Source organism: Flavobacterium sp., assembly GCF_027482425.1.
Taxonomy (GTDB): domain Bacteria; phylum Bacteroidota; class Bacteroidia; order Flavobacteriales; family Flavobacteriaceae; genus Flavobacterium.
Map to the genome: position 1 here is coordinate 1 of NZ_JAIXWA010000041.1, position 26395 is coordinate 26395.

The 26395-nt window shown below is 38.8% G+C and carries 36 protein-coding genes and 1 pseudogene; 1 reads left to right on the plus strand and 36 read right to left on the minus strand.

Annotation, left to right across the window (positions count from 1 at the left end):
- The 6 genes and pseudogenes from Q0037_RS05010 to eno form a co-directional block, all read right to left on the minus strand.
- Nucleotides 1-1269: pseudogene (locus Q0037_RS05010) on the minus strand (hypothetical protein); the annotation flags it as partial.
- Between the two features lie 244 nt (nucleotides 1270-1513).
- Complete coding sequence (locus tag Q0037_RS05015) at nucleotides 1514-2797, minus strand: citrate synthase (RefSeq protein WP_297516328.1); 1284 nt, start codon at nucleotides 2795-2797, stop codon at nucleotides 1514-1516.
- Nucleotides 2798-2990: 193 nt separating this feature from the next.
- Nucleotides 2991-5378: a T9SS type A sorting domain-containing protein gene (locus tag Q0037_RS05020; RefSeq protein WP_297516330.1), complete on the minus strand. Its 2388-nt coding sequence runs from the start codon at nucleotides 5376-5378 to the stop codon at nucleotides 2991-2993.
- Between the two features lie 11 nt (nucleotides 5379-5389).
- A complete protein-coding gene (locus Q0037_RS05025; RefSeq protein WP_297516332.1) occupies nucleotides 5390-6157 on the minus strand; it encodes a LytTR family DNA-binding domain-containing protein in 768 nt (255 codons plus the stop codon).
- A gap of 1 nt (nucleotide 6158) precedes the next feature.
- Complete coding sequence (locus tag Q0037_RS05030) at nucleotides 6159-8108, minus strand: tetratricopeptide repeat protein (RefSeq protein WP_297516334.1); 1950 nt, start codon at nucleotides 8106-8108, stop codon at nucleotides 6159-6161.
- A 145-nt stretch (nucleotides 8109-8253) separates the two neighbouring features.
- Complete coding sequence (gene eno / locus Q0037_RS05035; RefSeq protein ID WP_297516336.1) at nucleotides 8254-9546, minus strand: phosphopyruvate hydratase; 1293 nt, start codon at nucleotides 9544-9546, stop codon at nucleotides 8254-8256.
- Between the two features lie 292 nt (nucleotides 9547-9838).
- Here eno and Q0037_RS05040 point away from each other — a divergent pair, with 292 nt between their 5' ends.
- Nucleotides 9839-10870 (plus strand): hypothetical protein, encoded by a 1032-nt coding sequence (locus Q0037_RS05040; RefSeq protein ID WP_297516338.1) that lies wholly within the window; start codon nucleotides 9839-9841, stop codon nucleotides 10868-10870.
- Here the strand turns inward: Q0037_RS05040 and carA are convergent.
- The 30 genes from carA to rpsJ form a co-directional block, all read right to left on the minus strand.
- Nucleotides 10867-11985: a glutamine-hydrolyzing carbamoyl-phosphate synthase small subunit gene (gene carA / locus Q0037_RS05045; RefSeq protein ID WP_297516340.1), complete on the minus strand. Its 1119-nt coding sequence runs from the start codon at nucleotides 11983-11985 to the stop codon at nucleotides 10867-10869. The two genes, Q0037_RS05040 and carA, sit on opposite strands and share 4 nt — an antisense overlap.
- 132 nt (nucleotides 11986-12117) lie before the next feature.
- The gene (gene rplQ / locus Q0037_RS05050) at nucleotides 12118-12627 is read right to left on the minus strand and encodes a 50S ribosomal protein L17 (RefSeq protein WP_297516343.1); all 510 of its coding nucleotides are present in this window, start codon (nucleotides 12625-12627) and stop codon (nucleotides 12118-12120) included.
- Nucleotides 12628-12653: 26 nt separating this feature from the next.
- Nucleotides 12654-13646 carry a DNA-directed RNA polymerase subunit alpha gene (locus Q0037_RS05055; RefSeq protein ID WP_073361277.1) on the minus strand — a complete coding sequence of 331 codons (993 nt, stop codon included), beginning with the start codon at nucleotides 13644-13646 and terminating at the stop codon, nucleotides 12654-12656.
- 21 nt (nucleotides 13647-13667) lie between these two features.
- Complete coding sequence (gene rpsD / locus Q0037_RS05060; RefSeq protein WP_297516346.1) at nucleotides 13668-14273, minus strand: 30S ribosomal protein S4; 606 nt, start codon at nucleotides 14271-14273, stop codon at nucleotides 13668-13670.
- 83 nt (nucleotides 14274-14356) lie between these two features.
- Nucleotides 14357-14740 (minus strand): 30S ribosomal protein S11, encoded by a 384-nt coding sequence (gene rpsK / locus Q0037_RS05065; RefSeq protein ID WP_073361281.1) that lies wholly within the window; start codon nucleotides 14738-14740, stop codon nucleotides 14357-14359.
- Between the two features lie 8 nt (nucleotides 14741-14748).
- Nucleotides 14749-15123 (minus strand): 30S ribosomal protein S13, encoded by a 375-nt coding sequence (rpsM, locus tag Q0037_RS05070; protein WP_297516350.1) that lies wholly within the window; start codon nucleotides 15121-15123, stop codon nucleotides 14749-14751.
- A gap of 2 nt (nucleotides 15124-15125) precedes the next feature.
- Nucleotides 15126-15242 carry a type B 50S ribosomal protein L36 gene (gene ykgO / locus Q0037_RS05075; RefSeq protein ID WP_002987490.1) on the minus strand — a complete coding sequence of 39 codons (117 nt, stop codon included), beginning with the start codon at nucleotides 15240-15242 and terminating at the stop codon, nucleotides 15126-15128.
- 12 nt (nucleotides 15243-15254) lie between these two features.
- The gene (gene infA / locus Q0037_RS05080) at nucleotides 15255-15470 is read right to left on the minus strand and encodes a translation initiation factor IF-1 (RefSeq protein ID WP_026714631.1); all 216 of its coding nucleotides are present in this window, start codon (nucleotides 15468-15470) and stop codon (nucleotides 15255-15257) included.
- Between the two features lie 5 nt (nucleotides 15471-15475).
- Nucleotides 15476-16819, minus strand: a complete 1344-nt coding sequence (gene secY, locus Q0037_RS05085) for a preprotein translocase subunit SecY (protein ID WP_073361287.1) — start codon at nucleotides 16817-16819, stop codon at nucleotides 15476-15478.
- Between the two features lie 12 nt (nucleotides 16820-16831).
- Nucleotides 16832-17284: a 50S ribosomal protein L15 gene (gene rplO, locus Q0037_RS05090; protein ID WP_297516355.1), complete on the minus strand. Its 453-nt coding sequence runs from the start codon at nucleotides 17282-17284 to the stop codon at nucleotides 16832-16834.
- Between the two features lie 11 nt (nucleotides 17285-17295).
- Nucleotides 17296-17478: a 50S ribosomal protein L30 gene (gene rpmD / locus Q0037_RS05095; RefSeq protein WP_073361291.1), complete on the minus strand. Its 183-nt coding sequence runs from the start codon at nucleotides 17476-17478 to the stop codon at nucleotides 17296-17298.
- Nucleotides 17479-17490: 12 nt separating this feature from the next.
- Complete coding sequence (gene rpsE, locus Q0037_RS05100; RefSeq protein ID WP_073361293.1) at nucleotides 17491-18012, minus strand: 30S ribosomal protein S5; 522 nt, start codon at nucleotides 18010-18012, stop codon at nucleotides 17491-17493.
- 5 nt (nucleotides 18013-18017) lie between these two features.
- Nucleotides 18018-18371: a 50S ribosomal protein L18 gene (gene rplR / locus Q0037_RS05105; RefSeq protein ID WP_073361295.1), complete on the minus strand. Its 354-nt coding sequence runs from the start codon at nucleotides 18369-18371 to the stop codon at nucleotides 18018-18020.
- A gap of 11 nt (nucleotides 18372-18382) precedes the next feature.
- Nucleotides 18383-18925, minus strand: coding sequence for a 50S ribosomal protein L6 (gene rplF, locus Q0037_RS05110; RefSeq protein WP_073361297.1), 543 nt, complete (start codon nucleotides 18923-18925; stop codon nucleotides 18383-18385).
- A gap of 14 nt (nucleotides 18926-18939) precedes the next feature.
- The gene (rpsH, locus tag Q0037_RS05115) at nucleotides 18940-19338 is read right to left on the minus strand and encodes a 30S ribosomal protein S8 (protein ID WP_287781872.1); all 399 of its coding nucleotides are present in this window, start codon (nucleotides 19336-19338) and stop codon (nucleotides 18940-18942) included.
- 76 nt (nucleotides 19339-19414) lie between these two features.
- Nucleotides 19415-19684, minus strand: coding sequence for a 30S ribosomal protein S14 (gene rpsN, locus Q0037_RS05120; protein WP_073361301.1), 270 nt, complete (start codon nucleotides 19682-19684; stop codon nucleotides 19415-19417).
- A gap of 3 nt (nucleotides 19685-19687) precedes the next feature.
- The gene (rplE, locus tag Q0037_RS05125; RefSeq protein ID WP_297516361.1) at nucleotides 19688-20239 is read right to left on the minus strand and encodes a 50S ribosomal protein L5; all 552 of its coding nucleotides are present in this window, start codon (nucleotides 20237-20239) and stop codon (nucleotides 19688-19690) included.
- Between the two features lie 2 nt (nucleotides 20240-20241).
- Nucleotides 20242-20556 (minus strand): 50S ribosomal protein L24, encoded by a 315-nt coding sequence (gene rplX / locus Q0037_RS05130; protein WP_287781869.1) that lies wholly within the window; start codon nucleotides 20554-20556, stop codon nucleotides 20242-20244.
- Between the two features lie 12 nt (nucleotides 20557-20568).
- Complete coding sequence (gene rplN, locus Q0037_RS05135; protein ID WP_007803649.1) at nucleotides 20569-20937, minus strand: 50S ribosomal protein L14; 369 nt, start codon at nucleotides 20935-20937, stop codon at nucleotides 20569-20571.
- 2 nt (nucleotides 20938-20939) lie between these two features.
- Complete coding sequence (rpsQ, locus tag Q0037_RS05140) at nucleotides 20940-21197, minus strand: 30S ribosomal protein S17 (RefSeq protein ID WP_073361652.1); 258 nt, start codon at nucleotides 21195-21197, stop codon at nucleotides 20940-20942.
- 19 nt (nucleotides 21198-21216) lie between these two features.
- Nucleotides 21217-21408: a 50S ribosomal protein L29 gene (rpmC, locus tag Q0037_RS05145; RefSeq protein ID WP_073361307.1), complete on the minus strand. Its 192-nt coding sequence runs from the start codon at nucleotides 21406-21408 to the stop codon at nucleotides 21217-21219.
- 13 nt (nucleotides 21409-21421) lie between these two features.
- A complete protein-coding gene (gene rplP, locus Q0037_RS05150; RefSeq protein WP_073361309.1) occupies nucleotides 21422-21841 on the minus strand; it encodes a 50S ribosomal protein L16 in 420 nt (139 codons plus the stop codon).
- A 19-nt stretch (nucleotides 21842-21860) separates the two neighbouring features.
- The gene (gene rpsC, locus Q0037_RS05155) at nucleotides 21861-22601 is read right to left on the minus strand and encodes a 30S ribosomal protein S3 (protein WP_073361311.1); all 741 of its coding nucleotides are present in this window, start codon (nucleotides 22599-22601) and stop codon (nucleotides 21861-21863) included.
- Nucleotides 22602-22609: 8 nt separating this feature from the next.
- Nucleotides 22610-23020 (minus strand): 50S ribosomal protein L22, encoded by a 411-nt coding sequence (gene rplV / locus Q0037_RS05160; RefSeq protein ID WP_073361313.1) that lies wholly within the window; start codon nucleotides 23018-23020, stop codon nucleotides 22610-22612.
- A 6-nt stretch (nucleotides 23021-23026) separates the two neighbouring features.
- Nucleotides 23027-23305, minus strand: a complete 279-nt coding sequence (gene rpsS / locus Q0037_RS05165) for a 30S ribosomal protein S19 (RefSeq protein WP_073361315.1) — start codon at nucleotides 23303-23305, stop codon at nucleotides 23027-23029.
- 10 nt (nucleotides 23306-23315) lie between these two features.
- Nucleotides 23316-24140 (minus strand): 50S ribosomal protein L2, encoded by an 825-nt coding sequence (gene rplB / locus Q0037_RS05170; protein WP_297516365.1) that lies wholly within the window; start codon nucleotides 24138-24140, stop codon nucleotides 23316-23318.
- Nucleotides 24141-24147: 7 nt separating this feature from the next.
- The gene (gene rplW / locus Q0037_RS05175) at nucleotides 24148-24438 is read right to left on the minus strand and encodes a 50S ribosomal protein L23 (protein ID WP_073361320.1); all 291 of its coding nucleotides are present in this window, start codon (nucleotides 24436-24438) and stop codon (nucleotides 24148-24150) included.
- Between the two features lie 7 nt (nucleotides 24439-24445).
- On the minus strand, nucleotides 24446-25075 hold the full coding sequence (gene rplD, locus Q0037_RS05180; protein ID WP_297516367.1) for a 50S ribosomal protein L4: 630 nt from the start codon (nucleotides 25073-25075) through the stop codon (nucleotides 24446-24448).
- On the minus strand, nucleotides 25075-25692 hold the full coding sequence (gene rplC / locus Q0037_RS05185; RefSeq protein ID WP_073361324.1) for a 50S ribosomal protein L3: 618 nt from the start codon (nucleotides 25690-25692) through the stop codon (nucleotides 25075-25077). The genes rplD and rplC overlap by 1 nt, the downstream gene beginning before the upstream one ends.
- 391 nt (nucleotides 25693-26083) lie before the next feature.
- Complete coding sequence (gene rpsJ, locus Q0037_RS05190) at nucleotides 26084-26389, minus strand: 30S ribosomal protein S10 (protein WP_026710316.1); 306 nt, start codon at nucleotides 26387-26389, stop codon at nucleotides 26084-26086.
- Nucleotides 26390-26395: the final 6 nt, after the last annotated feature.

Here is a 26395-nt window from a genome sequence, read left to right on the forward strand (position 1 = left end):
ATCGACAGGCAAAGTAACCGAGTTCCCATTGGAAATCGAAAGTACTTGTCCGTTTAATGCCAAGGTTTGGGCATCGGTGTCAATATAAGATGGAATGGGTAAAGTCACTGGTGCACTAGGAACACCGTTGATAATAGTGACCAATTGATTGCCTTCATTGATAACGGTAGAAACCGAATTAATAATAGGCGTCGAAGTAGTTACCCCATTGACATTACTCTGTAACGTATTTTGATTGGATTGCAATTGATTGGAAATAGCAAATGAAGGAATGCGTTCCAAAACCACATCGCCTGTTGCATTTACCGTTAAAAACTTATCACTAAATGTAGTATTTGTAGGAACAAAAGCGCTAGTTAGATTAGTAAAACGTAATCCTGAAGCACCGGGAGTCCCTTGTGCAATTTCCAAACGATTGCCCGGAGTAGCGGTTCCTAACCCCACACGACCTTCTACTAAAAGTCCGTTGGATGGTGCTGTAAATCCAGCAGTAGGTGTAGGCCAACTGCGTGAAGTGTAATTACGACCGATGACTACTCCGCCATTCACATCCAAACGGTTGTTGGGAATTACATTATTTCCTAAACCCAAACCCACATTTCCTGTCGCAGAAACAAAGATACGTTGGCTCCCTGAACCATCGGCAAAGATTATCGTTCGATCCAAATTATTTCCTGCAATAATTGGTGTGGTAGGATCGGTAGAAACCGTAACTCTTCCTAAAAAAACATTGTTATCCCCAGTAAGTAAATTCACGGCGGTTTCGTTACCTATAAATATGTTTCCATTGCCAGAGGTCATGTGCCGTGGTGTCATACTACCCAATGCTACATTTCCACTTCCATAGGCACTAAACAAACTACCAAAGCCAACTGCTGTATTATTTGAACCAGGATTGACTACATTTCCCATACTACGATGACCTATGGCCACATTTCGATTGCCTGAGAAATTGTTTTCAAGTGCACGTGTACCAATAGCCACGTTTAGTTCACCAGAATCATTATTCGCTAATGCGCCGTTTCCAAAAGCACAATTAAAACTCCCTTTAGAAAGTGTTAAAACGTTGTTCCCAAATCCGGCGTTACTATTTCCAACATTATTGGTTAGTGTAAAAAATCCAAAACCGGCATTGTAGCTTCCAACATTGTTGGTTCCCGTTTGTTGTCCTTGAAACGTATTATTCAAAGGAGGTGTTTGTGCGAAGAACATAAAAGGGGTGCCGAGGGCAAGGCACGCCCACCATGAGGTAATTCTTTTCGTTTCCATAGGCATTAGTTTGAAGTGGGGTAGGTTAATGTTTGAGGTTCTTTTTTTACATGATAATTTAAATTAAGTTTGACCTATGTTTCTGTGTGTTTTCTTATACTAAATTATTGAATATTTTTAAAAATAACGACAAAAAACTAATTAACTCGTTTAAAGACATTTATTTATATTATATATAATATTTTTCTTACAAATAAATTCAGGGCACAAAAAAACTCCCCACAAGGAGAGTCTTTCAATTTTATTATCGTTGATCTACTGGAACAAAGGGACGTAAAGCATACCCTGTGTACACTTGACGTGGTCTTCCTATAGGTTCTTTATTGATACGCATTTCTTTCCATTGGGCTATCCATCCTGGTAAACGTCCTATGGCGAACATTACCGTAAACATTTCAGTAGGTATCCCTAAAGCGCGGTAAATAATACCAGAATAGAAATCCACATTTGGATATAAATTACGTGATTTGAAATAATCATCCTCCAAAGCTACTTGTTCTAATTGTTTAGCGATATCCAATAGCGGGTCATCAACTCCTAACTTAGACAACACTTCATCTGCCGCTTTTTTGATAATCTTTGCACGAGGATCAAAATTTTTGTAAACGCGGTGTCCAAAGCCCATTAATCGGAATGGATCATCTTTATCCTTTGCTTTAAGGACATATTTGGCCACATCACCACCATCTTTGTTGATTTGTTCCAACATTTCCAAAACAGCTTGGTTGGCTCCTCCGTGTAGAGGACCCCATAGAGCAGAAACTCCTGCAGAAATCGAAGCAAACAATCCGGCATGTGAAGAACCAACAATACGTACCGTTGAGGTCGAACAGTTTTGTTCGTGATCAGCATGCAAAATAAATAACTTATCCAAAGCTTCCACAATTACCTTATCCGATTCATAGGGACCTGTAGGCAATTCAAACATTAATCGCATGAAATTTTCTACATAGCCTTTCGTATTGTCGTAATAATTCAACGGGAACCCCATAGATTTACGATAGGTCCATGTAGCAATCACGATGAACTTCGCCATGGTTTTACATACTGCGATGTACATTTCTTTATCATCATGGGGATCAACCGACTTGGGATTGAAAGCTGTTAATGCACTGGTTAAGGATGCTAAAACGCCCATAGGGTGCGCGGTTTTTGGAAACCCATCGATGATGTTTTTCATTTCCTCATTCACCAAGGTGTATTTACGAATGTCGTCTTCAAATTGATTGAGTTGAGCACGGGTAGGAAGTTCACCGAAAATCAACAAATAAGACACCTCCAAAAAGCTTGCCTTTTCAGCCAACTCTTCAATAGCATAACCTCGGTAACGAAGAATCCCTTCTTCCCCATCAAGAAAAGTGATTTTGCTTTCACATGAACCTGAATTTTTGTACCCGGGATCCAACGTAATTGCCCCCGTTAAAGCACGTAACTTTTCAATATCAATAGCGGCTTCATTTTCGCTTCCGACGATCATGGGAAACTCATACTTTTTGCCATCAATCTCTAATATCGCTGTTTTTGACATAATATAAATAGGAAATTAAATCTGATAAATAATAATTTAACAAAATTAGGGAATTAACTACGAACTTAAAAGGAAAATACCCAACGTTTTCGTTAAATAAATAATAAATTTTACAAGATTAGTGTAGCTGAATTATAGCCTACAAATTAGCGATTTTACCTATTGAAAGAGAGGAAAAAAAGCACTATATCAATTAGTTTTTAATCAGTTTTTTTACAGCACTTCCGTTTTCTGTATCTACTTTTATCCAATACACACCTGAAGCTTTTTGTTGAAAATCAAGCTTTTCTTGTAGTCCTTGTGCGTATCGAATTTGCAATAAACGTCCTTGGCTGTCGTACACTTCAATTTTTAGTATCGTAGCCGATGCATTAATGCTCAACAAATCAACAACGGGATTGGGAGTTATGGTTATCCCCATATAATCAGGAGTTTCAGGCAGATTTAAATCTTGATAGACCGTTTGGGTAATGCCTGTATTTAAAGGAAGATTGTAGTCAAAGAAAATATCTGCACGGTTATTTACAGTATCCCCATTCCCTAAAGAATTTTTAGATCGAATCCTCATCAACACATTGCCATGACCTCCTGTATCAATTTGCAAATTAGGGAAAAAGATATCAATTAACGCATCTTTTTGACGAATCACTGAAGGTGCAGAGGTATCGAGAATTTGCCAAGAATCTACATCAAATTCGGCTCCATTTATCTCTAAACGAACTACAACTTGAGCTGCTTGAGAAGCTCCTGTATTCTCAAAGTTAATCATGTAATGTAAATACGATCCAATAGCTGCTGTGGGTAACTGAGGACCTTGTAGGCACAATAAAGAGTTGGGTTCAAAAGAGTCTATTACAGGCTGTTCAATGACAAATGTATCATCTACAGGTTGTTGATCAATATCGCTGGGACTGACGGTCGTTTGAAAAGGTAAGGTATCACCTACCAATACAGGAATCGTATCGGTTTCTGCATTTACGGCCAATTGTACATAAACCGCTTGAGTAGCCCAAGGCTGCAACCCCGTGTAATTCCACGTTACAAGTCCTCCCCCACTTTGACTGGGAGCAGCTGTTGCATTGAGATAAGTACAGCGTGAAGCATCATAATTCAACGAAAAAGTTCCATTGGATACTTGATTACCTTTATTACGAAGGACAATAACCAACGTATTGGAAGTCCCAGGCTGAAATAAATACAACGGAGCCACCGCTACTTCTACATCGTGATAGATTCCATTGGGTGACAAACACACATCAACAACTTGCTCTTGACCATTGACTTGAGAAAAAGCTATCGTTTGTTGTGATGGTGTAACCGTAGTGTTGGCTGTATTTTCAACCCAAGGAGAAAGTGTGTAATTTACTCCTGTATTAGGGAATAACGCATACGAACCATCGTTAGTAGTAAACGTCGCGTAATTGGCTCCCCCTTCCATTTTGAGTTTTAAATGTCGAATAGGGAAATCATTTAAATCACATCCATTTTGCCCAGCATCCCATCGAGCCGTTCCGCGTATCGTATTGTAATTTCCTCCCGGCGGAATAGTGCAATAATCATTTACAGGTACTGTTGACGTCCCAAGTGCTATTTCAAAATCATCAAAAGCTCCAGAATCTGAACATATATATTGCAACTCCGACAAACCATTTAAAGAAAGCTGTTGATAGGTAGCTTGCCCATTTTTGGCAAAAATAAACTGTAAAGAGGGATTGTTATTACATTCTAAAAAGGTAAGCCCTTTTAAAGAATTAAGGTTGATCGAAGATAAATTAGGACAACTAGAAATAGTTACCGAATTTAAACTCGGCGCTAATGGAAACACAAAGAACGAAAAGCTATTTTGACTGAGATCCACACTCAACAAGTTGGTATTTGAAGATAGATCTAAATTTTGCAACCCCATGTTTCGAACAATTAGGGTTTTCAAATTGACCAAAGCATTAAGATTTGGCGTAAATGAATTATCAGATAATTTTAAAAACAATAAGGCTGGCGTCGAGGACAAATTAAGTGCCGAAAGACTACAACTTTGCAACGATAAAAAGGCAAGTTCGGGCGTAAACTCCAAATTGACAGTCCCTAGCGGATTAAAGTCGGCTCGGAGGGATTCAAGCAGCGCGACCGGTTGTAAATCTAAAGTATTCAAATTGTTTTGCGAACAATCTAAATCATTTAAAAAGCCTAGCCCATTGAGCGTAAGGGAATTCAGCGCATTGTTATTTACTTTTAAAATTTCAAGCGAAGGCATCGCAATATTAAACTGCATGAGTTGATTGAAGGCTACATTTAATTCGCGACAAGCCGTAAAGGCATTCAATCCAGTAGCATTCGTAAATGCATTGGGGTTGGGTAAACTTGTATTGTTCAGTTTTAAACGCAATACAACCTGGGCTTCACTTAGTTGAATTTCACCATCATTGTTGGTATCAACGTCGCCATCATAAATTCCATCATCATTAAAATCAGCACAAGAAGTATTTACCAATTTATTCTTCAATACAGCATCGGGAATCACAACCGTTTGTGCTCCGAGGGTAACAGTACCCATGCTTAACCAGAAGAATAAAAATCTTTTCATATCATGCGCAGTTATAATGTTTTGGTTATCAATTCTTGCAAGCGCTCTTTGTTACGTTGAGAAATGGGCAAATGGGTTTGATCGGCCATGACAACATACCCTCCATTTTTCTTGACATAACTCTTCAAGAAAGTCAAATTAATCAAATGGGACTGATGTATTCGAACAAAACCGTGGTCCCGCAATAATTCTTCAAACTCTTTTAAGGTGCGTGAAACCAAAACCGGCTTGTTGTTTCGGATGTAAAAAGTGGTGTAGTTATCTTCACTTTCGCAGCGAATAATATCGGCGATTTCAAACAAATGGATGCCATCGGAATTCGTGAGGGCGATACGCTTAAAATTATTCGTTTGCCGTTTGATATTTTCCAACAAAAGTTCGACATGCGAAATTCCCGTGGACTCGTTTTGGGATTTCTTTAATTTTTCGACCACCGATTTCAACTCATCCGGATCGACCGGTTTGAGCAGATAATCTAGCGCACTTAACCGAAAAGCTTTTACAGCATATTGCTCATGGGCGGTGATAAATACCACTTGACTTCGCAATACCGTATTGTTTTTCGTAAAATGTTCAAGCACATCAAATCCGGTTCCGTCGTTGAGCTGGATATCTAAAAACAACACTTGGGGTTGCCACTTTTCAATCGCTGCTACTCCTGAAGCAACATCTTCGGCTTCGGCCACAATCACTACCTCAGGAGCGACCATAGACAACAAACCACGCATTCCACTGCGAAGGTTTGGATCGTCGTCGATTAAAAGGGCGGTTATTTTCATACTATTGTGCTATAAATTGAATGGGGATACTCAAGATTACTTCTGTACCCGTTATCGTCCCTTGTGAGGACAATTCTTTTATTTCAACTCCTGCAGCTTTCCCTGTCGTGGAGGCAATTTTTTCCAACCGCATTCGAATGATTTCGATAGCCATTGATTTATGAACTGAAACCGATTGCGCTTTTATTTTTTGTGATGCCGTAATACCAATACCGTTATCGCTAATAGTACATCGCAATTGCTCGGCTTTCAAATCAAATCGAATGGAAATCAACCCTACATTTTTCTTCGGCACAATCCCGTGAATCAAGGCATTTTCTACAAAAGGCTGAATGAGTAACGGGGGTATTCCCATATTATCTTCAATGTCAGCCGACTTTTCAATGGTAAACTCAAAGATCGAATTGAATCGCAATTGCTCCAATTCCAAATAATTTTGAAGCGCATCAATTTCTTTATCTACCGAAATTAAGGATTCTTTTGAAAACTCGAGCGTCAAACGCATTAATTTTGAAAATTTGGCCAAATATTTTACCGCTGATTCTTTTCCGTTATTGACGATAAAACTAGAAATCGACCCCAAACAGTTGAAGACAAAATGGGGATTCATTTGTAAATGCAATGCTTTCTGTTCGAATTCCGCTAGTTCTTTTTGTAGTGTCAGTGTTTTCTTAATTTGCAATCGATTGTACCACAAAAACCCTAATCCAAACAACAACACAGCGATCAATACGGAATACACCAATTGCAGGCGATTTCGCTTTGCAGTTTCTTGTAAAAGCAAGTCCTTTTTTAACAAAGCCTCTTTTTGCAACAAATTGCGTTTATCAAATTCAAAATTAAGCTCTGCCTCGACGCCTTTCCGAATTGAAGCAACATTTTGAATACTATCTTTGAGTGAAGTATACAATTTATAATGACGAAAAGCACCCGTAAGATCACCCTCTTTTTCGGCCAGTTCACTAAGCAATTTCTCGACCAGCATTTGTTGCTCCAACACTTCATTTTGCCGCGCCAATGCTAAGGTTTTTTGCGCATAAAAACGGGCTTTATCGGTTTGATTTTCCTTTTGCCAAAACTGAGCTAAATAAAAGTAGGTATCGCCCAACCCAAAGGATTCTCCAAAAGCAGTAAACGTTTGCTCCGCCGATTGCCATGCTTGAATAGCAGCTGCTTTTTGAGCTTTCTTTTGGTATAACAATCCTAGATTATTGAACAACTCCCCCAAACCGCGGGCGTCTTGATTTTTCTCTAGAATAATTTGAGCTTTTTGGTAATACGCAGTGGCACTAGTATACTGTTTCTGACCTACCAAGGCATTGCCAATATTGGTATACGTCACCCCTAAAACAGGATCATTGGGATCTTTCAGCAACTTTTCGGTTTTTGTAAAATAGGTCAGTGCTTTGCCATAAGCTTGTTGCGACTGATAAAGCACACCGATATTATTGTACAAACGTGCGCATCGTTCGGGTTCGTTTAACTGCTCATAAATTGTTACCGCTTTTAAATAAAACTCAAGCGCTTTGGTGTAATTACTTTGCTCTGAGAAAATAATTCCCAGACTCCCGAGCGCTTTGGCCATCCCTATTTTTACGGAGGGTAACGTTTGATTTTCTGTTTCAAAAATAGATTTCGCCTGTTGAAAATACTGCAGTGCCCTTTTGTAGTTGGACTGCAACACATCGGCATTCCCCAAACTAATTAAGGCATAGCCTTCTTGCACATGATCGGACAATTGTACCGCTAGTTTTTGAGCCTGCAACGCATAGGTTCGCATGGACTCTGGAGCTGCGGGTTTGTAAGCATCGGATAAGGCGTTTAAAAGACGTAACCGCTCGATAGGATTGCTTTCTTTGCGCAATACTTGTTGCAAACTATCGGCCATCTGGGGTTGTGCACCAGCCCAGAAAAAAAGAAATAAAAAACCGACAATAAATCCGTTACGCATGCATTTTTAAGTAAGAAATCAAAGATAATCAAATCTTCACATGCACTTCACATCAATGAGCAATTGCGGGGACAAGACGAGAATTTGCATAAAAAAAGCCCCATCAACACTTGTGATAGGGCTTGTTTATGAAATCAAAACTAACTTATCGTTGTCTAAAGGCTTTTTCACCTGGGAAATAAGCCGTTTCTGCCAATTCCTCCTCGATCCGTAACAATTGATTGTATTTGGCCATACGATCGGAGCGGGAAGCTGAACCCGTTTTGATTTGCCCGCAATTGAGTGCTACGGCTAAATCGGCAATCGTAGTATCTTCGGTTTCTCCCGAACGATGCGACATTACAGACGTATAACCTGCATTATGCGCCATGGTTACTGCTGCAATGGTTTCGGATAATGTTCCAATTTGGTTTACCTTCACCAAAATTGAGTTGGCAATCCCTTTTTCGATACCTGTAGCTAAACGCTCCACATTGGTTACAAATAAATCATCGCCTACCAATTGAACTTTGTCGCCAATTTTATCGGTCAACATTTTCCAACCGTCCCAATCGTCTTCATACATCCCGTCTTCAATAGACACGATGGGATATTTGGAAGCCAAGGAAGCTAAATAATCGGCTTGTTCTTCTGAAGTACGCACTTTTCCTTGTGCACCTTCAAACTTGGTATAATCATATTTCCCGTTTACATAAAACTCAGACGCGGCACAATCTAAAGCGATTTTGATGTCTTCACCAAACGTGTACCCTGCCTTTTCAACGGCTACTTTAATCGAGTCGAGAGCATCTTCAGTTCCTCCAGCCAAGTTTGGTGCAAATCCCCCTTCATCACCCACTGCAGTAGAAAGATGGCGGTCGTGTAACACTTTTTTCAAATGATGAAAAATCTCAGTACCCATTTGCATCGCATGTGTAAATGACTTTGCTTTTACTGGCATAATCATAAACTCTTGGAAAGCAATTGGAGCATCGGAATGCGACCCACCGTTGATGATATTCATCATAGGAACAGGTAAAGTGTGTGCAGAAACACCTCCTACATAACGGTACAAAGGCAAGCCCAGTTCATTAGCAGCCGCTTTGGCCACTGCAAGTGACACCCCTAAAATAGCATTGGCTCCTAAATTGGATTTGTTGGCCGTTCCATCCAAGGCAATCATGGTTTTATCGATACTATTTTGCTCAAAAACAGAAGTCCCTACGAGTTCGGGGGCAATTTTGGTATTGACATTTTCAACTGCTTTCAAAACGCCTTTTCCAAGGTAATTTTTACCGCCGTCACGTAACTCAACCGCTTCATGTTCGCCAGTTGAAGCGCCACTAGGAACGGCAGCGCGGCCTAAAACACCATTTTCGGTTACGACATCCACTTCAATTGTAGGATTTCCACGAGAGTCTAAAATTTGACGCGCATGTACTTTAATGATAATACTCATGCTAATAGGAATTAAATAGTTATGCAATGTTCTTTTTACAAAATTAAAGAATCAAGGGGAACCAAAGTTTGAATTACTCAAAAACTTATAAACTCAATCGATTGCGAATCGAAAAAAAATAGCAAGGAAAGCACGGCAGAATGCAAAATACATTTTTTAATGTATTTTCTTACATTTTATTTACTTCATAATACTTTATCGTATTTTTTTGTATTTTTATCGAATATAAAATTGCACAGCTAATTATCAGTTTGTATTTTTATACCGTATTGTAACTAAAACAAGTGAAAACATGAAAACCCTACGTCTCCAATTGATGTTCCTTCTTTGTTTTTGTTCCTCGCTACTGTTGGGACAACATTACCGCAATGCCAAAGCCTACATTAATGATTTTGGAAAAAATGAATTGTTTGTCAAGGAATCTTTGATGGAATATTCAAAATCCATTATTGATTTTACGCCAGACTCAAGGATTAGTGCTACGATGGAGCGGATTTACAATAAATTGGAAGACATCAATGAGAATCTTTTGCGAAATGACATTGGTATCGATGGCGATGTGGCTTTACGGGATGCATTCATTCAAATGAATACTAAAACCATTGAATTACTCAAAAACAAGTCCCTTAAATTAAATGATTATGCGCAACAAAGTGGTTTAGATTATGCCGCTATTTTCAACAATTTTGCATACAAAGAGCATCAAATTGCGATTTATTACAAAGATATTTTAGCCTATGAAACGGCCAAAAAAGCTTTTGGATTAAAGCATCGTATTCATATCCGTAGTTTCAACAAAAGGAATGTTTTTGAGTATAATGCGTATCTAAATCTTATCTTTTACAAAATCAACGTCTTAGATGACAAATTAATGGCACTATTAAAATACCGTTCCCCCAATCAAGTACAAGAATGCATGACTTTTATGAGTGGCGTATTGCAGGAGTCGTTGTTAAAAACGGACTTATTCAAAAACGATTATGAAGATCAAAGCTTAATTGAAGCGAATGTAGAGTTTATCCACTTTATTAAAATTCAAAACGAAACATTACTTCCCTTGTTTCAGCAATATGTGACGGTTTATGAAGATTTTCAAAAAATTAAAAAGAATTTTCTTGAAAACAACTCTCCCATTAAAGTCGAGGATTACAATGCTGAAGTACGCCGATTTAATGAAATAAAAAACACTTTTTTTGACACGCTCTACTCGATACAAGTCAAAAAAAGTGAGATGGTTAACCGCTGGTATGTTACGAACAGTCAGTTCTTGAGAAACAATATTGAATTTGAAGATCTTTATGAAAAATTCACCAACAATGATTAAGCTGTAACCGATTTTGCTTGGTGAATGGCTTCTATAAATTGATCAAACAAATACGAGGCATCGTGTGGGCCTGGACTCGCTTCGGGATGGTATTGTACTGAAAAACACGATTTTGACTTCATTCGCATCCCTGCAACGGTTTGGTCGTTAAGATGGTAGTGGGTTATTTCCAAATCAGGATGGTTTTCTAAGGCTTCCCGATCCACTGCAAAACCATGATTTTGTGAAGTAATCTCCCCTTTCCCTGTTACTATATTCATCACGGGATGATTAATTCCTCGATGTCCATTAAACATTTTATAGGTGGGTACCCCATTGGCCAAAGCTAGAATTTGATGGCCTAAGCATATCCCAAACACGGGTTTATCCGAAGCAATCATTTGTCGAGCGGTTTCTTGTACTTGCACTAACGGATCAGGATCACCAGGACCGTTAGATAAAAAGTAACCGTCGGGCTGAATGGCTACTAAAGTTTCAAAAGAAGTGTCGTAGGGAAACACATGAATACAGCAATCTCTTTGCGCTAAATTTCGAAGGATATTGCGTTTAATTCCCAAATCTAAAGCGGCTATGTGATAGGTTGCATCTGCATTGCCAAAAGTATACGCTTGTGTTGCTGAAACTTTTGAGGCCAACTCTAATCCTTTCATATCGGGGACTAAAGCCAATTGGCGTTTGAGTTCTTCGATGGGAGTTCCATCGGTACAAATTACAGCATTTTGGGCGCCATGATCACGAATATAACTCACCAAAGCACGGGTATCAACATCGGAAATAGCGACCACGTTTTGTTTTTCGAAATAGGTGAATAAATCACTTTCTGAATCGGGGCGCGAATGGGTAAAACTAAAATTTTTACACACCAAGCCCGAAATCATAATTTGATCGGATTCGACTTCTGTAGCATTTACCCCATAATTTCCTATATGCGCATTGGTGGTTACCATAATTTGACCGAAATAAGAAGGATCGGTGAAAACTTCTTGATATCCCGTCATTCCGGTATTAAAACAAACTTCACCAAAAGTAGTTCCCGAAATTCCGATGGATTTTCCATAAAAAATTGTTCCGTCTGCGAGTAACAAAAGAGCTTGAGGACGTGTAGTATATTTCATAGTGTTGTGTTGTTGTGGGCAAAATTAGGATTTCACTTTGGGATGAAAAAATTCTTTTATCAAACTAAAAAAAAAAAAAAAAAGGATAAACCCGAAGGCTCATCCTTTATTATAGTTAATTCAAAAATTGAATTATTCTGCATTTTCAGTGGTTTCTTCAGTACTTGATTGAGGTGCTTCAGGAGCAGTTTCAACAGCAGGAGCAGCCGTTTCGGCTTTTTTAGCTTTACCACCACGACGGCTTTTTACTTTTTTCTCCTCTTTTTTACCTCCATTGTACAATTCATTGAAGTCTACCAATTCGATCATCGCCATATCAGCGTTATCTCCCAAACGGTTACCCAATTTGATAATACGAGTATATCCTCCTGGACGATCACCTACTTTTGCAGCTACATCGCGGAATAATTCTGTAACGGCATATTTATTTCTCAAATAGGAGAAAACGATACGACGATTATGGGTAGAATCTTCTTTTGATTTAGTGATCAAAGGTTCAACAAATACTTTTAGTGCTTTCGCTTTCGCAACGGTCGTGTTGATACGTTTGTGCTCAATTAAAGAACAAGCCATATTCGCCAACATAGACTTTCTGTGTCCGCTTTGTCTACTTAAGTGATTTACTTTTTTTCCGTGTCTCATTTTAAAATCTTTTTACGCAATAAAGACTAGTCTTTATCCAATTTATATTTTGATAAATCCATTCCGAACGTTAGGTTTTTGTTGGCTACCAACTCATCCAATTCGGTCAACGATTTTTTACCGAAGTTGCGGAATTTCATCAAATCATGTTTGTTAAACGAAACCAAATCGCCAAGGGTTTCCACTTCAGCTGCTTTCAAACAGTTTAGGGCACGAACAGACAAGTCCATATCAACCAATTTTGTCTTTAACAACTGACGCATGTGAAGTGATTCTTCATCATACGTATCAGTTTGTGCAATTTCATCAGCTTCCAACGTGATACGCTCATCAGAGAAAAGCATAAAATGATGGATTAAAACTTTAGCTGCTTCTGTCAAAGCATCTTTCGGATTGATGGAGCCGTCGGTTTTGATTTCGAAAACTAACTTCTCATAGTCGGTTTTTTGTTCCACACGGAAGTTTTCGATGGCATATTTCACATTGACTACTGGTGTAAAGATGGAGTCAATGTAGATCGTGCCGAATGGAGCATTTTGTTTTTTATTTTCTTCGGCGGGAACGTATCCACGACCTTTTTCGATGGTTAATTCAATATTGAAATTAACTTTAGAATCAAGGTTGCAGATAACCAATTCTGGATTTAAAACCTGGAAACCGGAGATGAATTTTTGAAAATCACCCGCAGTAATTTGGTCTTTTCCAGTCAAGGAAACAGTTACCGACTCATTATCGATATCTTCGATTTGACGTTTGAAACGTACTTGCTTCAAATTCAAAACGATTTCGGTTACATCTTCCACAACACCAGAGATTGTTGAAAACTCATGCTCAACACCCTCGATTCTTACAGAAGTAATTGCGTAACCTTCTAAAGCGGATAGCAACACGCGACGCAGTGCGTTACCCACAGTCAATCCATATCCCGGTTCTAAAGGTCTGAATTCAAACTTACCTTCAAAATCGGTAGAATCGATCATGATTACTTTGTCTGGTTTTTGAAAATTAAATAATGCCATAATTTCGACAGGTGTCAGTTATTATTTGTTGTACAACTCTACGATCAATTGTTCTTTGATATTCTCAGGAATTTGAATTCTGGCAGGAACAGAAACAAAAGTTCCTTCTTTAGTATCGTTGTTCCAAGTAATCCACTCGTAAACAGCTGAGGAGTTAGCTAATGAACGATCGATTGATTCTAATGATTTTGATTTCTCACGAACCGCGATTTTATCGCCTGGTTTTAAGTGGTACGAAGGGATGTTTACCACTTCACCATTGACAGTAATGTGTCGGTGAGAAACGATTTGACGTGCAGCACGACGCGAAGAAGCGATACCCATACGGTATACAACATTATCTAAACGAGCTTCGCACAATTGTAAAAGGATTTCACCCGTTACCCCAGAAGCCGCAGAAGCTTTTTCGTAAAGATTACGGAATTGTTTTTCCAAAATACCGTACGTATACTTCGCTTTTTGCTTTTCCATCAACTGTACTGCATATTCTGATTTTTTACCTCTCTTTTTAGCCAAACCATGTTGTCCTGGAGGGTAATTTCTTTTTTCGAAGGCTTTATCGTCTCCGAAGATCGCTTCACCAAATTTACGAGCGATTTTAGTTTTTGGACCAGTATATCTTGCCATTTTACTTTTTATTTGGGATAGAGATTATGAATTCAGGTCAAATCCTCCGATAATCTGTATTCTATCCGAGTTATACTTTAAAATTATACGCGACGTCTTTTCGGTGGACGACAACCGTTGTGAGGCATTGGTGTAACATCAATGATCTCGGTAACTTCTATTCCTCCATTGTGGATAGAACGGATAGCAGATTCTCTACCGTTACCTGGCCCTTTCACATATACCTTCACTTTCTTTAAACCCGCTTCCAAGGCTACTTTTGAGCAATCTTCTGCAGCCATTTGTGCCGCATAAGGCGTGTTCTTTTTAGAACCGCGGAATCCCATTTTACCGGCAGAAGACCAAGAGATTACCTCTCCTTTTTTGTTGGTTAACGAAATGATGATATTGTTGAAAGTAGCGTTAATATGAGCTTCACCAGATGATTCAACAATTACTTTGCGTTTTTTTGTATTTGCTTTAGCCATACTACTTATTATTTAGTTGCTTTCTTCTTGTTAGCAACAGTTTTGCGCTTACCTTTTCTAGTTCGAGAATTGTTTTTAGTACGTTGACCGCGTAATGGAAGTCCTGATCTGTGACGGATTCCACGGTAACATCCAATATCCATTAAACGCTTGATGTTTAAGGAAGTTTCTGAACGTAATTCTCCTTCAATTTTGAAGTAGGAAACCGCATCACGGATTGCTCCGATTTCGGTATCATTCCAATCTTGAACTTTCTTGTCTTCGCTAACATTAGCTTTTGCTAAAATTTCGCTAGCTCTACTTTTACCAATTCCGAAGATATAGGTTAAAGCAATTACCCCTCTTTTATTTTTAGGTATATCTACCCCTGCTATTCTTGCCATAATTATCCTTGTCTTTGTTTAAATCTAGGATTCTTTTTATTAATAACGTACAATCTTCCTTTACGACGCACAATGATACATTCTGCGCTTCTTTTTTTAACTGATGCTCTTACTTTCATTTTTTAATAACTTTAGTATCTGTAAGTGATTCTTGCTTTGGATAAATCGTAAGGACTCATTTCCAATTTCACTTTGTCGCCAGGCAACAATTTGATGTAATGCATACGCATTTTTCCGGAAATATGAGCAATTACAACATGCCCGTTTTCTAACTCTACTCGGAACATCGCATTGGATAATGCTTCAATGATGGATCCGTCTTGTTCTATTGCTGATTGTTTTGCCATAAAAATTAAGCTACTGCTTTTCTATTTTTACCACTTTTCATCAAACTGTCATAGTGTTGATTCAAAAGATACGTATTGATCTGTTGAATTGTATCGATGGCTACACCTACCATAATGATCAACGAAGTTCCACCGTAAAACATGGCCCAAGATTGTTGCACATCCATACTCACTACAATCGCAGGGAATACGGCAATCAACGCTAGGAATAACGACCCAGGGAACGTAATCAAAGACATAATACGGTCTAAGTAATCGGAAGTTTCAACACCCGGTTTAACCCCAGGAATAAAACCACCACTACGTTTCAAATCGTCAGCCATTTTATTGGTTGGGACTGTAATTGCGGTGTAGAAATAGGTGAAAATGATGATTAGCAAAGCAAAAACAACATTATACCATAATCCAAAGATATTACTGAAAGTACCCGCAATGGATTGGGAAACATCGGATTTCGACAAACCAGCCACAACACCAGGAATAAACATAATGGCTTGTGCAAAAATGATTGGCATTACCCCAGAAGCATTCAACTTCAATGGAATCCATTGACGATTACCTCCGTTGGCATCTTGTTCAAAATCACCTGTAGTTGTTCGGCGTGCATATTGCACCGGAATTTTTCGAACCGCCATAACCAACAATACACAAGCGATAATCACCAATAACCAAATAATAATCTCAAAAACCAACAACATGGGTCCCCCGTTATTATTTGTTACACGAGATGAAAATTCTTGAATTAGTGCTTGTGGTAAGCGCGCTAAAATTCCGACCATGATTAACAATGAGATTCCGTTTCCTATTCCTTTATCGGTAATTTTTTCACCCAACCACATGGCAAAAATTGTCCCTGTAGTTAAGATCAACACCGATGAGAATAAGAATGCAAATGAATCAAATCCTAATAAAAAGGCACTTGAAGGAATGGTTTGGTATAGGTTGTAAATATACCCTGGCCCTTGCAACAAGGTAATCCCTATCGTTAACCAACGGGTAATTTGATTTAACTTTTTACGACCGCTTTCACCATCCTTCTGTAGCTTTTGAAGATACGGAATTGCAATCCCCATTAATTGAACAACAATTGATGCAGAGATGTATGGCATAATACCTAAAGCAAAAACCGATGCTTTAGAGAAGGCACCTCCGGTAAACATGTCCAAAATAGAACCCAAACCTTGATCGGTTTGACCCGCCAAGTTGGCTAACTGATTGGCATCAATACCTGGAAGTGTGACGTGAGCCCCGAATCGGTATACCAAAAGCAAGCCTAAGGTGAAAACGATACGGTTTTTCAACTCTTCAATTTTCCAAACGCTCTTAATGGATTCAATAAACTTCTTCATAAAGTTAACAGATTATAAAGTTACAGCCTCACCACCGGCAGCTTCGATTGCTGCTTTAGCCGTAGCTGTAAATTTGTGAGCAGTTACTTTTAATTTTGCCTTTAACTCGCCGCGACCTAGAATTTTTACTAATTCATTTTTAGTAGCCAAACGATTATCTACCAATACTGTAAAATCTACAGTATCTGTAACCAAACCATTGTCTACTAAAGCCTGAAGCGTGTCTAAGTTTACACCTTGATACTCTACTCGGTTGATATTTTTAAAACCAAACTTTGGAACACGACGTTGAAGTGGCATCTGACCTCCTTCAAAACCAATCTTTTTGGAGTAACCAGAACGAGACTTAGCTCCTTTGTGACCACGCGTTGAAGTACCTCCTTTTCCGGAACCTTCTCCACGACCTACTCTTTTGTTTTGGTTGTGCGTAGAACCCGCTGCTGGTTGTAAGTTACTTAAATTCATAACGTATCTTGTTATTTAACTTCCTCAACGGAAACTAAGTGTTTAACTTTATTTATCATTCCAAGGATAGCTGGGTTTGATTCATGTTCCACAACTTGTCCTATTCTACGAAGACCTAAAGCAACCAAACCTCTTTTTTGAGATTGAGGACAGTTGATTTGACTTCTTACTTGTTTTACTACTAACTTTGCCATACTTTAAGCGAATTATCCTTTAAAAACTTTATCCAAAGACACTCCTCTTTGTTTGGCAACAGTAGCTGCACTTCGCATTTGAAGCAATGCATCAAAAGTAGCTTTTACCACATTGTGAGGGTTTGAGGATCCTTGCGATTTTGACAATACATCGTGAACACCTACCGATTCCAAAACGGCACGAACAGCACCACCAGCAATAACTCCGGTACCGTGTGAAGCAGGCATTAAATAAACGCGAGCTCCTCCGTATTTTCCTTTTTGTTCGTGAGGTACAGAGTGACCACTAAGAGGAATGCGCACTAGATTTTTCTTTGCATCTTCTACCGCTTTAGCAATTGCTTCAGAAACGTCTTTGGATTTTCCAAGACCGTGACCTACTACACCATGCTCATCTCCGACAACGACGATAGCAGAGAAACCAAATGCTCTACCTCCTTTGGTTACTTTAGTAACACGATTTACACTCACCAAACGGTCTTTCAACTCAAGTCCGCTGGGTTTTACTAGTTCGATATTTTTGTACTTGTACATAACGATTAGAATTTAAGTCCAGCGGCTCTAGCGCCATCTGCTAATGATTTAACACGTCCATGGTATAAATAACCACCACGATCGAATGCGATAGTTTCAACACCTGCTTTTAACGCTTTTTCACCCAAAAGTTTTCCAACTTGCTCGGCAATTTCCACGTTTGTACCTTTGAAATCTACTCCTTTTTCGCGCGATGAAGCAGCTAATAAAGTAACACCATTCACATCGTCTATGAGCTGGGCATAGATTTCTTTATTACTTCTGAATACCGAAAGTCTGGGTTGGGTAGCAGTACCCTTAACAATCTTACGGATTCTGAACTGAATTCTTTGTCTTCTTTCCGATTTTGATAATGACATAACCTTTATTTTTAAGCTGATTTACCTGCTTTTCTTCTTAATACTTCACCTACAAACTTGATACCTTTTCCTTTGTATGGCTCAGGCTTACGGAAACCGCGAATTTTCGCAGTCACTTGACCTAAAAGCTGTTTGTCGTAAGAGGTAAGTTTTACAATAGGGTTTTTTCCTTTTTCAGAAATAGTTTCCACCGTAACTTCTGGTGCAATTTCTAAAACGATATTGTGCGAATATCCTAAAGCAAGATCCAATTTTTGACCTGCATTAGAAGCACGATATCCTACCCCTACTAGTTCTAATTCATTCGTAAAACCTGTTGAAACCCCAGTAATCATGTTGTTGATTAAAGAGCGGTATAAACCGTGTTTTGCGCGTTGATCTTTATAATCAGATGATCGTTCAACTGTGATTTGATCACCTTCAACTTTTACAGTTACGTCTGAGAACTCCTGTGTAAGTTGACCTAATTTTCCTTTTACTGTAATCACACCTTCGCCTAGAGTTACCTCTACTCCCGCTGGGATCGTAATTGGGCTTTTACCTATTCTTGACATCGTTTCCCTTTTTATTAGTATACGTAACAAATAACTTCACCACCCACATTCAACTGGCGCGCTTGCTTACCGGTCATCAATCCTTTGGAAGTTGACACAATAGCAATACCCAAACCGTTCAAGATTCGGGGTAATTTTGTAGCACCTGCATATTTACGTAAACCTGGTTTACTAATTCTTTGGATATCTCTAATCACTGACTCTTTAGTATCCTTATCGTACTTAAGAGCGATTTTGATGGTACCCTGAACGGTATTATCTTCAAACTTATAGCTTAAGATATACCCTTGATCAAATAAAATTTTGGTGATTTCTTTCTTCATATTAGAAGCAGGAATTTCAACCACTTTGTGATTGGCTTTTGCTGCATTTCTAATTCTCGTAAGAAAATCGGCAATTGGATCTGTATACATATGTATGAATTTGCGGTTATGGTTTTCGCTGAACACTATGCTCAGCGAACCTTTAACCAATTAAACTTTTAGTTGCTTACCAGCTGGCTTTTTTCACCCCTGGAATCAAGCCTTGGTTGGCCATTTCACGGAAAGTAACACGTGAAATACCGAATTGACGCATATATCCGCGTGGACGACCCGTTAATTTACAACGGTTGTGTAAACGAACAGGAGAAGCATTTTTAGGTAACTTTTGTAACCCTTCGTAATCTCCTGCTTCTAATAACGCTTTGCGCTTTTCAGCATATTTCGCTACCGTTTTTTGGCGTTTCACCTCACGGGCTTTCATTGATTCTTTAGCCATAACTTAATTCTTTTTAAAAGGTAAACCTAATTCAGCTAGTAATGATTTTGCTTCTTTGTCGGTTTTGGCAGTCGTTACAAAAGTAATGTCCATACCGGCAATTTTGTTCACTTTATCGATGTCGATTTCAGGGAAAATGATTTGCTCTGTAACCCCTAAGTTGTAATTTCCACGTCCATCAAAACCATTGGCTTTGATTCCGCTGAAATCACGTACACGAGGTAACGCTGAAGTAATCAAACGATCCAAGAATTCATACATACGCTCACCACGTAAAGTCACTTTAGCACCAATAGGCATTCCCTTACGCAATTTAAAAGAAGCCACGTCTTTTTTAGAAATGGTCGCTAACGCTTTTTGACCGGTGATTTTAGTCAACTCATCAACCGCGTAATCTACTAATTTTTTATCAGATACCGCAGCACCTACACCTCGGCTAATTACAATTTTCTCAAGTTTAGGCACTTGCATTACATTTTTGTAACCGAATTCATCTTTAAGAGCGGTGATAACACGACTCTTATATTCTTGTTTTAGTCTTGGAATATATGCCATAACTACAATACTTGATTAGATTTTTTTGAAAATCTTACTTTCTTATCTCCTTCAGACTTGAATCCAACTTTGGTAGCTTCTTTGGATTTAGGATCTACTAAAGCTAAGTTAGAAATATGAATAGGAGCTTCTTTCTTTACAATACCCCCTTGAGGATTTTGAGCGCTTGGCTTGGTGTGTTTAGAAACCATATTGACTCCTTCCACGATCGCTTTGTTATCCTCACGGATTACACGAACTACCTTGCCTTCTGCCCCTTTGTGGTCACCAGCAATGACTTTAACAACGTCGCCTGATTTAATTTTAATCTTTGTCATCTCTTGATCGAATTAAAGCACTTCAGGTGCCAATGATACAATTTTCATGAATTGCTTCTCACGAAGCTCTCGAGCAACCGGACCAAAAACACGCGTACCACGCATCTCACCTGCCGCATTCAACAATACACAAGCGTTATCATCAAAACGGATGTAAGAACCATCAGCACGACGTACTTCTTTTTTGGTACGTACAACAACTGCAGTAGAAACCGCACCTTTTTTAACGTTTCCGTTAGGTGTGGCATCTTTGATAGAAACTACAATTTTATCTCCAACAGAGGCATAACGACGTTTCGTTCCTCCTAATACGCGGATAGTTAGTACTTCTTTAGCACCTGTGTTATCCGCAACTTTTAATCTACTTTCCTGTTGTACCATGATTACTTCGCTCTTTCAATGATTTCAACTAATCTCCAACATTTGGTTTTACTCAACGGACGTGTTTCCATGATACGTACGGTATCGCCAATGTTACAGTCATTTTTTTCGTCGTGTGCAACATATTTCTTAGTTTTTAACACGAACTTACCATATAATGGGTGCTTTACTTTTTTAGTTTCAGCAACAACAATAGATTTTGCCATTTTGTTGCTAGTAACCACACCAATTCTTTCTTTTCTTAAATTTCTTTTTTCCATCATTCAGCGGATATTACAATTATTGTAACTCTCTTTTGCTTAATTCAGTCGCCAATCGAGCTACCGTTCTACGCATACTGCGAATTTGAAGCGGATTTTGGATTGGAGAAACGGCGTGAGCCATTTGTAAATCAGCGTAAGACTTTTTCATTTCACTAAGCTTTGCTTGCAACTCAGCTGTAGACAGATTGATAATTTCTGATTGTTTCATAATAATTACTTGATTATGCTTCGAAATCTCTTGCAACAACAAACTTAGTTTTCACAGGAAGCTTCTGGGCAGCTAAACGTAATGCTTCTTTTGCTACTGACAGAGGTACCCCTCCTACTTCAAACATGATTCTGCCTGGTTTAACAACGGCAGCCCAATATTCAACGGCACCTTTACCTTTACCCATACGTACTTCTAAGGGTTTCTTTGTAATTGGTTTATCCGGGAAGATCTTAATCCATAACTGTCCTTCACGCTTCATGTAACGGGTAGCAGCGATACGAGCAGCCTCGATTTGACGGGATGTTAAAAACGCTGAATCCAACGATTTAATTCCAAACATTCCGTTGGAAAGTACATGTCCACGTTGTGACACGCCTTTCATTTTACCTTTCTGTACCTTGCGGTATTTTGTTCTTTTAGGCTGTAACATTTTTCTTTAATTTAAAAAATTACTTTCTTTTACGGGCCCCTCCCGATTTACCGGATTTCCCATTACGGGGTGCATCCCCTTTACCACCAGCAGCTTGTTTTTTATCCATGCCTACTAATGGCGATAAATCGCGTTTTCCGTAAACTTCACCTTTCATGATCCATACTTTGATACCCATTCTACCGTAAGTAGTATGTGCTTCAGCCAAAGCATAATCAATATCGGCTCTGAAAGTGGATAGAGGAATACGACCTTCTTTGAAATTTTCAGAACGTGCCATTTCAGCTCCATTCAAACGACCAGAAATCATTACTTTAATTCCTTCCGCATTCATACGCATAGCAGCCGCGATAGCCATTTTAATAGCTCTTCGGTATGAAATACGACTTTCGATTTGACGTGCGATACTAGAAGCTACTAGAAATGCATCCAACTCGGGTCTTTTAATTTCAAAGATGTTGATTTGAACCTCTTTGTCAGTAATTTTCTTAAGTTCTTCTTTCAACTTGTCTACCTCTTGACCGCCTTTACCAATGATGATACCAGGACGAGCCGTAGTGATAGTAACGGTTACAAGTTTCAAAGTGCGCTCGATAATTACTTTAGATACACTAGCTTTTGATAAACGCGCATGGATATACTTTCTGATTTTATAATCTTCAGCAATTTTGTCGCCGTAATCATTTCCACCATACCAGTTTGAATCCCATCCTCTGATGATACCAAGGCGATTTCCAATTGGATTTGTCTTTTGTCCCATACTGTTTATTAATTACTTTGTGTGTTATCTACTTGTCCTAACACGATGGTTACGTGGTTGGAACGTTTTCTGATTCTGTGTGCGCGACCTTGTGGAGCAGGACGTAATCGTTTTAACATTACACCTCCATCAACTTTGATCTCTTTTACAAATAAGCCTGCTTCTGCCACATTGCCTTCACTATTTTTCTGCTCCCAGTTATTGATTGCAGATAACAATAGTTTTTCCAACTTGCGTGAAGCTTCTTTTGAGCTGAATCTTAGAATACTAAGTGCTCTTTCCACTTTCTGACCTCTTACCAAGTCTGCTACTAAGCGCATTTTTCTAGGTGAAGTAGGGCAGTTATTTAACTTAGCAAAAGCCAAAGACTTATTCGCCTCTTTTCTTGCGTCTGCTGTATTTCTTTTACGAACTCCCATTTCTTCTTATTTTTTACCTTTATTTTTAGCTCCAGCATGACCTCTAAAGGATCTTGTTGGTGAAAATTCTCCTAATTTATGACCTACCATGTTCTCGGTAACATATACGGGAACGAATTGGCGACCATTGTGAACTGCGATAGTTTGTCCAACGAAGTCAGGCGTAATCATTGAGGCTCTTGACCAAGTCTTAACCACATTTTTATTGCCATTTTCAGCGTTTTCTAAAACTTTCTTTTCTAATTTATAGTGAACGTAAGGTCCTTTCTTTAATGAACGTGCCATGTCTATCTAATTATTTCTTTCTGCGTTCAACAATATACTTGTTACTTGGATTAACTAAAGAACGTGTTCTATATCCTTTAGCCGGTAGACCTTTTCTAGAACGTGGGTGACCTCCTGAAGAACGTCCTTCACCACCTCCCATGGGGTGATCAACTGGGTTCATCGCTACTGGTCTTGTTCTTGGTCTTCTACCTAACCATCTGCTTCTACCTGCTTTACCAGATACAATCAATTGGTGGTCAGAGTTAGAAACTGCCCCAATGGTAGCCATACACGTCAACAAGATTAAACGAGTTTCACCTGAAGGCATTTTTATGGTTGCATATTTACCATCACGCGCCATTAATTGGGCAAAAGTACCCGCTGAACGCGCAATAATAGCTCCTTGACCTGGACGCAATTCAATACATGAAATTACGGTACCAAGAGGAATCTTACTTAAGGGCAAAGTGTTTCCGATTTCAGGCGCAGCATTTTCACCTGATACCACTGTCTGACCTACCTGTAAACCATTTTGAGCAATGATATAGGTTTTTTCTCCATCCGCATACGCTAATAATGCGATAAAGGCAGTTCGGTTTGGATCATACTCAATCGACTTAACGGTTGCAGGGATACCAAACTTAGTTCTTTTGAAATCGATAATACGATAACGTTGCTTGTGACCACCGCCTGTGTAACGCATGGTCATTTTTCCTTGACTATTTCTACCTCCTGAGCTTTTTTTCGGTGCGATCAATGAACGCTCCGGCTTATCAGTTGTAATGGCGTCAAAACCATTGACAACTCTAAAACGCTGGCCAGGGGTAATAGGTTTTAATTTTCTAACTGACATTGTTTACTTAGTTATTAGAATAAAAATCAATTGTTTCACCTTCCTGTACTTGTACGATGGCTTTTTTGTACGAATTTGTTTTTCCTTGAATCAAACCACTTTTGGTGTATTTAGTAGTACGATCAGGACGAACATTCATCGTATTAACTTCAACAACGGTAACGCCATAAGCAGCCTCTACAGCTTTCTTGATCTGTACTTTGTTGGCTTTTTTATCTACAACGAAACCAAAACGATTAAAAAGCTCCCCGTCTTTGGTCACTTTTTCGGTAATGATAGGTTTAATGATGATACTCATGGCTCTGTTATTTACTTAAATTTTCTACAATTCCCGCTACAGAACTCTCAGTTAGCACTAAATTATTTGCATGTAATATGCCGTAAGTACTTAATTCTGAAGAAGTTACAACCTTAGAGGCTTGTAAATTGCGTGACGACAAATATACATTATTATTTGTATCACCCAACACGAACAATGATTTTTTGTTCTCTAACCCTAAAGCATTCAATACACTAAGGAATTTTTTGGTGCTTGGTGTTTCAAAAGTGAAATCTTCCACAACAATCAAATTAGACTCTTTCGCTTTCATGGACAAAGCTGATTTACGTGCTAAACGCTTCAAGCCTTTGTTCAATTTGAAAGAATAGCTACGTGGACGAGGACCGAAAATTGTACCTCCACCAACGAATACAGGAGACTTAACACTACCTGCACGCGCTGTACCTGTTCCTTTTTGTTTTTTTATCTTGCGTGTACTACCAGCCACTTCATTGCGCTCTTTCGCTTTGTGTGTTCCTTGTCTTTGGTTAGCAAGGTATTGCTTAACATCAAGATATACCGCATGGTTGTTTGGCTCGATGCCAAATACAGCATCAGAAAGTTCTACTTTTCTGCCTGTATCTTTTCCGTTACTATCTAAAACTTTTACTTCCATTACTTCTGAATGATTACATACGAGTTTTTATGTCCAGGAACCGCACCTTTAACCACCAATAGGTTTTTGTCAGCTACGACTTTTAAAACTCTAAGATTTTGTACTTTAACATTTTGACCTCCCATTCTTCCGGCCATACGCATTCCTTTGAATACACGAGAAGGATACGATGAAGCACCCACAGATCCCGGTGCACGCAAACGGTTGTGCTGACCGTGTGTAGATTGTCCAACCCCACCAAATCCGTGGCGTTTCACAACCCCTTGGAAACCTTTTCCTTTCGACACGCCTTGTACATCGACAAATTCGCCTTCGCTGAAAACGTCAACAGTGATGTTATCACCTAATTTATACTCCGTTTCAAAACCTTGGAATTCAACGACTTTTTTCTTGGCAGATGTCCCCGCTTTTTTAAAGTGACCTACGGCCGCTTTGGTGGCGTGTTTTTCTGTTTTGTCATCGAAACCAAGTTGCAACGCTTCATACCCGTCAACCTCTTTGGTTCTGACTTGGGTAACGACACATGGACCTGCTTCAATTACGGTACATGGGATGTTTTTCCCGTTCTCGTCAAAGATGCTGGTCATGCCGATTTTTCTTCCAATTAACCCAGACATAAAAATTATTAATTAATTAAACATTGTTTAGCAATGGCAAGTAGCCATTTTTTTGAGCGTGCAAATATATAGATTAGAATCCATCAATCAAAATAATCTAAGTAATTATTTTTCAGGAAGTAATTAACCGACTTTAAACGATAAATTATACAAAATAAAAATTGGTGAAAATATGATGCGAGCCCCCGAAAACAATAGTAATAAACGAAACTTCCCTGTGTTTTAATTTGCTAAAAAAGAGAAAAAACTTCTAAAAATAGTTATCAACAAAATTTCATTCGGAAATTATACCCTCAAAAAAAGAGCCTTCACATACATTTTTTTACGACCCAAAACATAAAAAAAATGACCGGTCATAACCGGTCATTTTATAGGTATAAAAAGTGACTTATCACACTTTGATCTCTACTTCAACACCACTAGGAAGCTCTAACTTCATTAATGCATCAATAGTCTTAGAAGAAGAACTATAAATGTCTAACAAACGTTTGTATGAGCTTACTTCGAACTGCTCACGTGCTTTTTTGTTTACGTGAGGAGAACGTAATACGGTGAAGATTTTCTTGTGTGTAGGAAGTGGAATTGGACCCGTTACTACAGCACCTGTGCTTTTCACTGTTTTTACGATTTTTTCAGCGGATTTATCCACCAACATATGATCGTAAGATTTCAATTTTATTCTAATTTTTTGACTCATCTTTTC